The sequence below is a fragment of the Runella zeae DSM 19591 genome (assembly GCF_000423565.1).
Taxonomy (GTDB): Bacteria; Bacteroidota; Bacteroidia; order Cytophagales; family Spirosomataceae; genus Runella; species Runella zeae.
On record NZ_KE384043.1, the window covers coordinates 22,487 to 36,346 of the forward strand.

Here is a 13,860-nt window from a genome sequence, read left to right on the forward strand (position 1 = left end):
TGCCACTTTTTCTTTTTATACAAACAAAGCCGCTGTCAATTGACAGCGGCTTTGTTTGTATAAGGGATTGTAAAATGTCGATTATTTATTTTTGCCCTTGCAAAATTTTGGTATAACGTGAAGAGTCTTTAAACAAGTCTAGAGCCGTTTTTACTTCTGGGTCGTTTCGAAACACAAATTCCCTTTCGCCTTTTTGGAGATAGTAATGAGACACGATTTCGCGTTCTAAAATGTGTTTGATTTCTTTTTTGAAGTTGGCCAAATCGGCGTCTTTACTGTGGGTAAGTTTGGTCTTGAGGGCTTTGAACTGCTCTTGAATGGCATCAAAATATTTTTCTTTCTTAGCCGAGGCTTCCAGCTCCGACAAATCCTTTTCTACTTGGGTCGTATAGTCATATTCTTTGTCTTTGAGCCAAGTTACAAAGTTTTGATAATCACTGTCGCTAAGTTCAAATTCTTTGGCGGGCTTAATGGTTGGATGCTCAGCACGGTATTTGAGAGCATAATCAAAAATAAGACCTTTGGCACTGAGACTAGTGACAATGGGCGAACGGCTGGGAAGTTCCGTCACTATATCTGGTTCTACGCCACCGCCATCATATACCACGCGACCATTGCGGGTTTTGAAGGCGACTTTAAGAGAATCAGGAATCTTACCAACGCTACCGTCAGCATTGCGATGACTATAGTCAATGGCCTGAATACATCTGCCACTTGGAATATAATACTTAGCGACGGTTACTTTAAGTTTGGTATTATAGGATAAGTCGCGGGTCGTTTGGACGAGGCCTTTGCCATAAGTACGCTGTCCAATCAACACGCCACGGTCGTAGTCTTGCATTACGCCCGATACAATCTCAGCAGCTGAGGCACTACGGCCGTTTACCAATACTACCAACGGGATATCGGTATCTACGGGCGCCATGGGAGCCGTGTAGGTTTTGTTCCACTCTGTTACCTTCCCACGGTTTGATACTACCTCTGCATCTTTAGGGATAAAGAGATTGCAAATCAAAACGGCTTGGTCTAGCAGTCCGCCGGGGTTTTCGCGTACATCCAAGACAAGTTTCTTCATGCCCTTGCCTTTTAGTTCGATTAAAGCTGTTTTTACTTCGCGGGCAGCCGTTTGGTTGAAATCTTTGAGGTCGATATAGCCCACTTCGTCGTTGAGCATTCCATAGTAGGGGACATTGCCCGTTTTCACAAATTCACGCGTCACATTGATGTCAATAGGCTCTTTGCTTCCTACTCTCTTGACCGTCAATTTGACGGACGAATTCGCCTGTCCTTTCATAAGTTTGTCGGGATTGGCATCTTTGCGAGTTGTTAGGTCTACCCCGTCAATTTTGACGATTTCGTCCCCAATGTGCAGGCCTGACTTTTCGGCAGGGGAATCATCTAAAATTGAAAAAACGATATTTTTACCTTTGACGCTCGAAATCACCGCTCCAATACCCGTGTACTGACCGGTAGTCATGGTGCGATAGTCTTCTATCTCATCTTCGGCATAAAAGTTAGTGTAAGGGTCGAGGTTTTTGAGCATCGACTCTATGCTCATTTTGGTAAGTCTGTTGGGATTGATTTCGTCTACGTAATAGCGGTTCAGTTCTTTGAACAGTGTCGCGTAGATGTCTAAGTTACGAGCGATTTCAAAAAAACGCTCATCGTTGCGGAAGGCAAAAAATCCCAATCCAGCAACACAAACAGCGGCTAAAGAGAATTTACGTAAATGTTTCATGGTGGTCAAAATCCAAAGAAAAGTTTGTGGCAGGTCGATTGAGTGTTTATACTTCGTGGTAAAATAACGAAAAATCCCTACGAAGTTATGTATTTCTAACAAAAAAACGAGCGATGCCCCAAAAGACATCGCTCGCATACAAGCAAGGACCTAAAACCTTACTTTATAAAGGTTACTTACCAGCTTCAAACAATTGGAAGAATTGATCCAATTTTGGTAAGATGATGATTTCAGTGCGGCGGTTTACGCTACGGCTTTTGGTATCAGAGTTAGCGACTTTGGGTACAAACTCGCCACGACCACCCGCAGTCATACGCTCAGGAGCAACTCCGTATTTTTTCTGAAGTGAACGTACCACTGAAGTAGCACGCTTCACGCTCAAATCCCAGTTGTCTTCCAACACTGAGGCACTGTTGTAAGGGATGTTGTCGGTATGGCCTTCTACCAAAATGTCGAAGTCTTTGCGGTCGTTTACGACTTTAGCGATTTTGCCCAATACACTTTCAGCTTGTGAAGTGATATCGTAGCTACCATACTTAAACAACATTTTGTCTGAAAGAGAAACATACACCACTCCTTTTTTCACTTCGATGTTTACATCTTCATCGTTGATATTTTCCAAAGAGCGCTTAAGTGCCATCACAAGCGCCAAGTTAAGAGAATCTTTGCGGCGCAAGTTAGAGTTAAGGTCTTGGATATAAGAACTTTGGCGATTAAGTGCATCCAATGATTTTTTGATACTTTCGGCACCATCTTTACTTACGATCGACAAGTCCGAAAGACGGTCAAGCAAGTTGGTGTTGGTACGTTTCAAGTAAGCGATTTCATCTTCAAGAGCTTTCAATTTTGCTCTTTCATTGGTGATGTCGCCATCTTTCAATTTGATTTGGCCTTGCAAATCGCTCACGTCATTTTTGAGTTTGGCCGTAAGCGCGTCACAATCAGCTTTGTTTTTGTCGAGCAAGGCTTGAAGCTCAGCTTTGTCTTTGGTTAATTGTGCTAATTGTTTCTTATTGCAAGATGCAAACAAAAGAACAGATAAGGAAAACAAAATAATTTTTCTCATTTTGTATGAGGTTAAAGTGGATGTTTGTAGTTAGGTTTTATTGAAAATTATTAGGATACTTTTACAAATTTACTGCAAAAGTAAGCCCATTTCTATAACTTTTTACTGTTAGTTGGGATAGATTTTTTAAAAACCCTCTTGTTTCAATACCAATTACGCCAATTTGTACGTTTAGGGCTACGCCTATCTGAGCTTTTTAACGATTTGTTTAGCTTTTTTAAAATAAATTTAAAGAAAGTAAACTAATGAAGGAAGTATACGCCTCAAAATTACTAAAAAATGCCTTTTGAATGCTATTGAAGCAAAAAAAACTTCCATCAATCTCAGTAGCTCACAAGCTGCTTTGGGTAGGTCACACCTTGGCATTGGTTAGTTTTTCTTGAAAAAATTCAAAATTCTTACTCATCTCAGAAAGGTGGTAAGTAATAGAGCAAAATTTTTCGTGTGCTTATACGACTATAATTTGCACTGATGGAGATGCAAGGTGTGTTGGCGACATTGATTCAAAAGGATGATTTTGTTTTGGCTAATATAGAAAAAGTAGAACCTAACCCTTCTCGTGACGCTACCTTCCAAAAAGAACCTAAAAATGTACCTAAAACAATAGATACCTAACTCTCTGAAAAAGGCACTAATTCGGAGCAAAATCAAAGATATTGTTATGTTAAAGGCAGGGATTTTGGGGTATATCTGGTTTGGTTAGACCATTTTTGCAAAAAATTCCTATTTTTACGCCCGTTTTCAACTCAAATCCGAATTTTAGACATACAATGAGACAAATACTTTTCCGTGAAGCCTTGCGTGAGGCCCTATCTGAAGAAATGCGCCGTGATGCGAGCGTATTCTTGATGGGAGAAGAAGTTGCCGAATATAATGGAGCCTATAAGGTGAGTCAAGGGATGCTTGACGAATTTGGGCCAGAGAGAGTTATTGATACCCCTATCGCCGAATTGGGCTTTGCGGGGATTGGAGTAGGAGCGGGTATGAACGGACTGCGGCCTATCATTGAGTTTATGACTTTCAATTTCTCTTTGGTAGCTATCGACCAAGTAATCAACTCGGCTGCTAAAATCCTTTCGATGTCAGGTGGGCAATATAGCTGCCCTATTGTATTTCGGGGACCTACCGGTAATGCGGGGCAATTGGGAGCGCAGCACTCACAAAATTTTGAAAATTGGTACGCTAACACACCTGGTTTGAAGGTGGTCGTTCCTTCTAATCCATATGATGCCAAAGGCTTGCTTAAAGCGTCTATTCGTGACAATGACCCGGTGATTTTTATGGAGTCAGAGTTGATGTATGGCGACAAAGGGGAAGTGCCCGAAGAAGAATATATCATTCCATTGGGCAAAGCTGAAGTGAAAAAAGAAGGAAGTGATGTGACGATTGTTTCCTTTGGTAAGATGATTCCACGGGTAGTCAATCCTGCGATTGAGGAATTAGCGAAAATGGGCATTAATGCCGAGCTAGTAGATTTGAGGACTGTACGCCCGATTGATTATGACACTGTTATCAATTCCGTAAAGAAAACCAACCGTTGTGTAGTAGTAGAAGAAGCTTGGCCGCTTTCATCAATCGCTACTGAGTTGGCTTACATGATTCAACGCAAAGCGTTTGATTATTTGGATGCGCCCGTAATCCGTGTCAACAACATGGACGTATCGTTGCCATATGCCCCTACTTTGGTAGAAGCAACATTGCCAAGCGTAAAACGTACCATCGATGCTGTAAAAGCAGTGACTTACCAAAATTAATTGCTTTGAGTTCGATTTTAGAAATATACCAAAAGACTAAAGTTTTTTTGCTATAATGAAAGGCCCCTATCAAGGGGCTTTTTGTTTGGCACGATTTTTTTGAGGATTTAAATATCATAAACCAATATTTTTGGAGTTATTAATCCAAAAATCTTTTTACCTATGAAACAGTACCTCCAAACTCTTTTGATTGTAGCGGCTACTCAAGTGGGTGTCATTGCTCAGACAAGCATTCCGGCCGACAGTATCTTTAACAAGTATTATACCGCTACGGGTGGTAAGGCACTTTGGGATGGTGTTCAGACCTATTCTATCAAGCAATCGTATCGGGCGGGTACCGCCAATGACTATGATTTAGAAATAAGGGGCTCAATGCCACTTCAAGCAATTTCCAAAATCAGGACTATCATGAAGCGTGATTTTATATATGGTGTGAGAGGTACCGATGGCTGGGTAAAGATACCTATTGGAAGCCGTGATAAAGTAACCCAATTCCAAACAAGTGCCTTAAGCGATAAAGAAAAAGAAACCATGCGCCGGGAATTAGGAGACATTTTGGTGCCTTTTTACAATTATGCCCAAAAAGGCTACATTGCTACCGTAGTGGGCCAAGAAACCATCAATGGAAAGCAAGCTTACAATGTAGAATTGGAAGGGAAAGGCGTAAAATACAATCTCTATTTTGATGCTCTCAAAGGAGAATTGATTAGAGAAAAGTTGACGCTACCTACCAATGAAATCCAGACCCGTGACCATACTCAATACACTAAGTCAGCGTATGGATTGTCGTATCCTTCTGAATCGACTTTTGTGAGTAGCATCGACAAAAAAACAATGAAAGTAACTACCACAGTAGAGTTCAACGCCAAACTCCCGGATGACTCTTTTGTGAAGTAATAGAGTAATTTATTGCTCGAATTATCCACCTTAACTATGCGCTTTTAGAAGTGCAGCGTTAGCATTTTATAGCATTTTGAGAAAAGTCGGTAAAATCATCCTGTTTATTTTCCTGGGGCTATTGCTGTTTTTGGGAACTGCGATTGTTTGGTTGCAAACAGGAGCAGGTCAAGACTGGCTTACGCGGAGGGTAGTGTCGTATTTGCGGCAAAAACTCCAAACGCGGGTAGAAGTAGCTCAAGTGAGGTTTCAACTGCCCGACTGGGTTGAGTTAAAGGAGGTGTATTTGGAAGACAAACATCGGGATACTTTACTGGCGGGTGGGCGTTTGTTTGTGGATTTGGATGTTTGGGGCCTTTTACAAAATAAAGTAGGTATCAATGAAATACAATTGGAAAATATTGTACTGAATGTCCACCGAACTTTACCTGATACTACTTTCAATTTTGCTTTTATTACACAAGCTTTTGCAAGTCCTGATGCTGCTCCCGATACGGCATCGACCCCTTTGGATATGCGCCTTGATGCTATATCACTCAAAAACGTCAACTTACAATACCGCGATGCCCTCATCGGGACCGATGCGAAGCTATGGCTGAAGGATTCAAAAGTGACATTTTCGGCTTTCAATCCTTCCTACAATCGTTATCATTTGAGCACTACACTGCTCAATGAAGGCAAAGGCTCCGTGAGAATGTATGCGCCGCTCCGCGCTCCTGCCGTAGCTTCTGATAGTGCCGTGGTGGTGTCTTCAGCTTCTGATTCTCTAGATATAAAGCTGGGTAAAATCCGTGTAGAAAACTATGAGTTAAATTATGTTGACGAAACACAAAAACTCAAAACAGGCGCAAAGATTGGGACGTTGGAGCTTGAAAGTGAACAGTTGTTTTTAGAAAAACTAGCCGTATCACTCAAAAAACTAGCCTTAAACAATTCAAGTTTGGTTTATAAAACCGATAGCTTGGACATAGACCTTAGTCAAGTCAATACATTACTCGAAGATTTTAAGTTTACCTCCAATTTGATTGAAGGTAAGCTTAAATCGGCTAGTATGGCCGAAAAAAGAGGGTTTGTATTACGGCAGTTTCAAACCAACTTTGTGTATTCGGATACGCAGGCGTCTCTTCAAAATCTGTTGGTACAAACCAATGAAACTACGCTTCGTAACAAAGCCATACTCCGCTATCGTTCGCCCGAAGAATTATCAAAAAATATCGGGAATCTAGCCGTAGAAATCAATCTACAAGATAGCAAGCTGGGTTTTAAGGATGTATTGACTTGGATGCCATCGCTTCGTAAAACCCCGCCCTTTGACAAAAATCCCAATGCTGTTGTCAAACTCAATGGCGTGGTAGAAGGCAAAGTGGGAAATCTTATTTTGAAAAAAATAGACGTAAGTACCTTGCAAGGAACACGTCTAAAAATGGAAGGTAGAATAGCGGGATTGCCCGAACCTACAAAAGTCATATTAGACTTAAAACTAAGCGAACTGGCTACCACCAAAGCTGACATCGAACGACTCTTGCCCAAAGATGCCTTGCCTACGTCGATTGACATACCTGGCCGATTGGTGATGACTGGTACTTTAAAAGGCAAAGCGGATGACCTCACTATCAATACTAAATTAGGGTCTGATTTGGGAGAAGCGGCTTTTGACGGTAATTTGAAAAATTTTGCAAAAGCCAAAAATCAAGCTTATCAAGGGACTTTAGTTTTAAAAGAGTTTAATGCGGGAAAATTGCTGAAACAGCCCCCTGAGCAGTTGGGTAAGTTGTCGTTGTCGGTAACCGTAGATGGACAAGGGATTGACCCAAAAACGCTGCAAGCTGATTTGAAAGGTACGCTTGAGAGCGCAGATGTTAAAGGATATACTTACAACAATCTAAACTTAGCGGGGACTTATCGGCAACAAGTGGCAGATTTTAAAGCCGACATAGAAGACGCAAATGCTACCCTACGGCTTTCGGCGCAGGCTGATTTGAGCACAGAATTTCCGGTCGTAAAATCGGAAGTAGAGATTGAAAAGCTACGTTTTAAACCACTGAATTTGTATGCGGAGGATTTGGGAATAAAAGGAAAGATTAAAGTAGATTTTGTATCTACCAATCCTGAGGACCCTCGCGGGACTTTGAGCGTAGAAAATGGCGTGTTGATCCAAGACGGCAAAGAAATACCGCTTCAAGAGGTTCAAGTAAGACTAGAGAATCAAAAGGGACAACGTTTGGCGCTCATAGAAGCTCCTTTTTTGAAAGCCCAAGCTAGTGGACAGTTTCGCTATGCCCAATTGGCGGATATAGTGTTGACCGAAATCAATCGGTATTTTGCCGTTCCTGATATCAAATACAAACCTATTACGGAGCCTTATCAGCTTGTGTTGGATGGAAAAGTGGCCAACCACCCTGCTATCAAAGCTTTTGTACCAGAGCTGACCAAAATGGATACCGTGAGGTTTTCGATGCAGCTCAATAGTCAGCAAGATACTACTTTAAAAATGAGCCTTATCGCGCCTTTGATAGAGTACGATAGCTCAACCGTCGAAAAGGCAACTTTTAGCTTGATAGGCGCTAACAATAAAGCCCAATACCATACCCATGTTGACAAAATTACGTACAATACCTACCAAATAAAACGTACTAACTTAGAGGGGCAAATTGCCAATAATATCGTAGGTTTTAATCTCGTGCTCAAAGATTCTCTTGATAAAGACCGACATGGAGTAGAAGGAGCACTTGCGGCAGTGGGGAGCAATTACCGTCTGCAATTACGTCGTCGGGCGTTGCTATTAGATTATAAGCCTTGGCAGGCCGATTCTACGGGATATGTCCAATTTGGAAAAGAAGGGCTATTGGTCAGGCAATTTGTACTATCCCAAAACCGTCAAAGGCTTTTTGTAAATAGCGAAACAAATATCCCCAATGGGCCTATCAGAGTAGAAATGGATAGCCTCAATCTACGCCCATTGGTAGCGATAGCTGCCGATTCTATGCTCGTAGGAGGAGTATTGGCTGGTAATGTGCTTCTGCAAAACTATACTCAAACGCCTGTTTTTACGGGCAATTTTTCGATTCGTAATCTTAAGTTTACGGACATCTTGATAGGAGACTTGAAGGTGAAAGCCGATAATCAGTCAGCTGATAATATCGCTGCGGAAGCCACCCTTCAAAGCCCCCAAAATGATGTAAGGCTGACGGGTAATTATCTTCTTAAAAACAAAAACCCGCTGAATCTCAAATTAGACATTGCTCGCTTAGGGATGCAGACTGTAGAGGCGTTTAGCGCAGGTCAGCTACGTCGTACGAAAGGAAGCTTATCGGGGCAAGCTACTATCAAAGGAGCGATTGACAAGCCTCAGATTGAAGGTCGAATGGCTTTTGATAGTGTTTCATTTAATGTGACCCAACTGGGCGCCACTTATCGAATCAACAAAAGCGATTTGCAATTTAAGGGTTCAGAAATCCTCCTTCAGAAATTTGTAGTGAGTGATACTACTAATCAGCCCTTACAAATCGACGGTAAAATCAATATAGCTAAGGTACCCGAAGTAGCTTATGATCTCAATATAGCTGGGAAGAATTTTACGGTACTCAATGCTACCCGCAAAGAAAACGAGTTCTTTTACGGCAAAGGTATTGTAGATGCAAATTTACACGTGGCAGGCGTAGGCAGTACACCTACGATTGATGGGTCAGTGAAGTTGAAAGAAGGAAGTGACATTACGGTTATTTTGCCTGATGAATCGCTTGGAGAAAATGCCGCCGAAGGGATTGTGGAATTTGTCAATCTCAAAAACCCTGCGGCTATGGGGGTAGATAGTACCAAAGAAGAAGCACCACATTATAGCTCCGAAATATCGCTCAATCTAGAAGCGGATGACCGTTCACAACTGACTATTGTGGTGGATGAACTCAACGGCGACAATCTCAAAGTAAGGGGAAATGCTCAGCTAAATGCTGGTATTTCAGAAAGTGGACAAGTGTTTATTTTAGGATTATACGAAATCACGCAAGGTTCTTATGATTTGACATTTGAAATCTTAAAGCGTGGATTTACCATCCAAAAAGGTAGTCGCCTTATTTGGGCAGGCGACCCCATGAAAGCTGATGTTGATATTACGGCGGTGTATCCTGTTACGGCCGAACTAAGAGCACTTAACGCTGACGCAGCTAAATATGGTAAAGTACCCTTGCAAGTACTGCTCAAAATGCAGGGAAGCTTAGAAAAACCGCAAATCAGTTTTGATATACGTCCTGATGCTACTAAGCTATCAAGTGATGATCTTAGCAAACTCAATAACGATAATATTTTTGGCGAAATGAGAAACAACGCCGTAATGATGAACAAGCAAGTTTTTTCATTATTGGTTTTGAATAAATTTTCGGGAGAGCAATCATCCGATTTCTTTTCCAATGTCAATCCTGAGCTTATCGCCCGTGAAAGTGTAAGCAAACTCCTTACCGATCAGCTCAATATGTTGGCTTCTGACTTGATAAAAGGGGTAAAGCTAGATTTCAATCTAAACTCTACTTCGGTAGCTACGGCTACTGGCAATGCTGCCCAAACCGATTTGAATGTGGGCTTGAGCAAAGCGTTTTTGGACGACCGCCTGACTGTCAACGTGGGACGTAATTTTGAAATTGAAAACGGAGCGAGAGCAGCCCGTTCGACGGAGATTGTTGACAATGTCAATATCAATTACAACCTTACTCGTGATGGCCGCTATGCCTTCCGTGCTTATCGCAAAAACCAATACCAAGCGGTTTTGGAAGGGTTTATTGTGGAAACAGGAGTGAGTTTTGCGGTGGTAATGGATTACGACAAAATCAAGGAAATTTTCAAAAAATAGTTTTAGAAAACAGGATTAAGCGTGATTACAAGATTCAACATCATTTTTGTATTATTGGCTGTATGGCTCTCTAGCTGTTCGGTTTCGCGTTATTTGCCTCCCAATGAAAGCATATATACGGGTGCCGAAGTAAAAATGGTGGCGGATTCGACGATTGCATCTAAAGTTTCAAAAACAGTAAAAGAAGAAATAGAGCCTATCATAAGGCCCAAACCCAATACGGTGCTGCTGGGGTTTCCTTACAAAGTATGGTTGTACTATGTACTGGGAGAGCCTAAAAAAGAAAAAAGCTTCCGTGGATGGTTCCGAAAGAGATTTGGGGAGCCACCTGTATTTGCGAGCCGTCGGGCTGTCACCACCAACAGTGCTATCATAGGCAATTATCTCAACAATGAAGGCTACTTTAGGTCGAGCGCTACGGGAGAGCTGACCGAAAGCAAGCGTAAATCAAAGGCGACTTATACGGTATATCTGAAACCTCGCTATACTATCAATAGTGTACAGTTTATAAAACCTGATTCAAACATTAGCGTCTTTTCTAAAAGACTAGGTGATGTTGCCCCAAAAACACTCCTTAAAGTAGGAAATCCGTATCGGTTGAGTGTGATTGAGGAAGAGCGGAATCGTGTAGAACGTGAACTTAAAAAACAAGGGTTTTATTATTTTCGCCCCGATTACCTCATCGTCAAAGCGGATACTAACCTCAATAATCATAAGGTAAATTTGTACGTAGAGCTTAAACCGAATACGACGCAGTTGGCTCTAAAAACGTATTTTATTCAAAACATCTATGTTATTTCTGACAATGGAAGTCTGAAAAAAGATACTGTGCCGAGTCTAGTGGGACGAAGAAGCGGTGTCCGAATTGTGGACCCTTCCCAATCGTATAAACCAAGAATCTTTTTTGATGCCATTGGATTTCGTAGAGGGGCTATGTATAGCAGCGAAGTGCATGATGTGTCGCTTTCGCGCCTCATCAACCTCAAAAATTTTAAGTTTGTCAAAAATCAATTTGAATTGGTTCCTCGTTCAGATTCAGCATTTTTGGATGTATATTATTACTTGACTCCGCTCAAAAAGAAAACACTTCGGGCCGAAATAAGTGCCGTGACCAAGTCTAATAACCTCACTGGTACGCAGTTTAATCTAACCTGGCTCAACCGCAATCTTTTTAGAGGTGCAGAGCAGCTTCGTCTCAATGCCACGGCTGGCTTGGACGTACAGCTAGGGGGTAATCGCAACGCCAATGTCAGAGATTTTTATCGTACAAGTTTTGAAGCCGAGTTGTCTTTTCCAAGATTTGTTTTGCCTTTTTATCGAGTAAGGCCCGAAAAAAGTCAAGGTCTTCCCAAAACCACTTTGACTACGGGTTTTGAACGGTTGACTCAGCAGGGGCTTTATACCCAAACCTCCATTAAGTTTAATTGGGGGTATAGCTGGCGTAAAAGCACCGAGTTTGAGCATACCTTATTGCCGATTGCGCTCAATATAGTGCAGCCTACCAATATCAACGGAGAGGCATTTTTGAATTTGATTACAGACCCTTTTGCCAAACCCCAAGACTTACTTCGCTATTTCAGAATTTTGGAGAATAGGCTCATTTTAGGGGCACAATACAATGTTACGTATACGCCTACACCTCGGCCATTAAGTAAAAACAACTTTGTATTTACGGGCGGAATCGATATAGCTGGTAATGTAGCGGGGTTACTTGCCAAAGGGCGTGATGAAGTGGGAATGGTGTTTGGAATCCCTTATGAACAATACGCTCGCTTCGATTTTGAGATGCGTTATTATCGAGAGGTGAGTAAAACCATGAAATGGGCCAGTCGGGTATTGGCAGGAGTCGGGATACCGTATGGGAATTCGTTATCAATGCCGCAGTTTAAACAGTATTTTGGGGGGGGAACCAACGGTATTCGGGCTTTTAGGGCGCGTACTTTAGGCCCGGGGAGCTATCAGCCCGATTCGGTTACGGCGAGTATTTTCGGAAATGCCTCTTTTGGTGATATTCGCTTGGAAGCGAGTACTGAATTACGGTTGAGATTTAGCCAATATTTTGAAGGAGCGATGTTTGTGGATGCCGGTAATATATGGATGTATCGAAATTATGATGATTCATTTTATCTACCCGAAGATAATGCCGTATTTACCAATCAATTTTACAAGCAAGTAGCCGTAGGAGGAGGGTTAGGGCTGCGGATTGTTACGCCTTTTGTGTTGTTACGTTTAGATTTGGCTACGCCTTTCCGTAAGCCTTGGCTTCCCGAAAATGAGAGATGGGTATTCAATCAGTTTGATTTTGGAAACAAAAGCTGGCGGAAAGAAAATCTGGTTTTCAATATTGCCGTTGGGTATTCATTCTAGCCTCTAAAACATGAATCATCCCAAGCAAGCATTTAAGATCTGAAAATTTTTGTCGTAAAAGCTAAGACAAATAGTTTAGATTTGACTTCTCTGAAGTTATTGGTGTGAAGGCGAAGAACTTCCTATTGCAAAGGCTTCTGTGATGCTATTCTTTCACAACAGCCTTCTTATTTTCTGCCTCGGAGAGGCTCAATGTTTGTAGTTCTCAAGTCCCTAACAAAAAAACGACTTCGGAGAAGTCAAACATAACAGGAAGGGTAAAATCAAAAGATATTTGTAAAAAGCTACCATAATAAGCAAAAAAAACCTTCTGTTTGCATTTGAGAGTTTATACCTACTCAAACACGAATCTGAAGGTTTTTTTATGAATCATCTAAAGTCGGGATGATTCATGTTTTTGATCTTAATTTTTTTAGGCAGTTACGGCCAAAAGTTGCTCTAAGATAAAGCGCCCGTCGGCATTACCTAGAGCATCATCAGAAGCTCTTTCGGGGTGAGGCATCATTCCAAACACATTTTTACCAGCGTTAGAAACTCCTGCTATGTTTTCTAAGCTACCATTAGGATTGGCGGCTTCGGTGATAAGCCCATTTTCGTCACAATATCTAAACAACACTTGGTCGTTGTCATTAAGGCTTTTGAGGGTATCTTCATCGGCAAAATACCGTCCGTCTCCGTGTGCAATCGGAATTTTGTAAGCAGCGCGGTCGAGACCTGCCGTCAAAATCGTTGATTTACTTTGGGGATTTAGATACACATTGCGGCAAATGTAGCGTTGAGAGCTGTTGCGTAGCAATACCCCCGGTACAAGACCTGCTTCGGCCAAAATCTGAAATCCGTTACAAATTCCCATTACATATCCTCCCCGATTGGCGTGGGCGATTACTTCGTTCATAATGGGAGAAAAGCGGGCAATCGCCCCCGTACGTAAATAGTCACCGTACGAAAAACCACCCGGCAAAATGATAAAATCGCAACCTTGGAGGTCGTGGTCTTTGTGCCAAAGTTTAACAACTTCTTGTTCTAAATTGACCCGTAAGGTATAGACGGTGTCATCGTCGCAATTGGAGCCTGGAAATACTACTACGCCGAATTTCATATATAATATAAGATGGAGTAACTAAGCGGATGAATAAGTGACTTTTCGGCCACAAAGTTAAGATTTTCGTTGGGCTATTCGTAACAAAACTTCTTG

At 41.8% G+C, this 13,860-nt stretch carries 7 protein-coding genes; 4 read left to right on the forward strand and 3 right to left on the reverse strand.

The genetic code is table 11. From position 1 onward, the window contains the following. Positions 1–85 precede the first annotated feature (85 nt). Both G563_RS0129110 and G563_RS0129115 read right to left on the reverse strand, forming a co-directional pair. Positions 86–1,738 (reverse strand): S41 family peptidase, encoded by a 1,653-nt coding sequence (locus G563_RS0129110; RefSeq protein ID WP_028668436.1) that lies wholly within the window; start codon positions 1,736–1,738, stop codon positions 86–88. Positions 1,739–1,910: 172 nt separating this feature from the next. After that, entirely contained in the window at positions 1,911–2,804 is an 894-nt protein-coding gene (locus G563_RS0129115) for an OmpA family protein (RefSeq protein WP_028668437.1), read from the reverse strand. 770 nt (positions 2,805–3,574) lie between these two features. Between G563_RS0129115 and G563_RS0129125 the strand changes: the two genes are divergently transcribed. From G563_RS0129125 to tamL, 4 genes are all read left to right on the forward strand, one after another. Beyond that, entirely contained in the window at positions 3,575–4,558 is a 984-nt protein-coding gene (locus G563_RS0129125) for a pyruvate dehydrogenase complex E1 component subunit beta (RefSeq protein ID WP_028668438.1), read from the forward strand. Between the two features lie 162 nt (positions 4,559–4,720). Further along, positions 4,721–5,455: a hypothetical protein gene (locus tag G563_RS0129130; RefSeq protein ID WP_028668439.1), complete on the forward strand. Its 735-nt coding sequence runs from the start codon at positions 4,721–4,723 to the stop codon at positions 5,453–5,455. A 76-nt stretch (positions 5,456–5,531) separates the two neighbouring features. Then, on the forward strand, positions 5,532–10,298 hold the full coding sequence (locus G563_RS0129135; protein ID WP_028668440.1) for a translocation/assembly module TamB domain-containing protein: 4,767 nt from the start codon (positions 5,532–5,534) through the stop codon (positions 10,296–10,298). Positions 10,299–10,319: 21 nt separating this feature from the next. Further along, positions 10,320–12,665: a translocation and assembly module lipoprotein TamL gene (tamL, locus tag G563_RS0129140; RefSeq protein WP_051211276.1), complete on the forward strand. Its 2,346-nt coding sequence runs from the start codon at positions 10,320–10,322 to the stop codon at positions 12,663–12,665. A gap of 412 nt (positions 12,666–13,077) precedes the next feature. Here the strand turns inward: tamL and purQ are convergent, their stop codons facing one another. Then, a complete protein-coding gene (gene purQ / locus G563_RS0129145) occupies positions 13,078–13,764 on the reverse strand; it encodes a phosphoribosylformylglycinamidine synthase subunit PurQ (RefSeq protein WP_028668442.1) in 687 nt (228 codons plus the stop codon). Positions 13,765–13,860 lie beyond the last annotated feature (96 nt).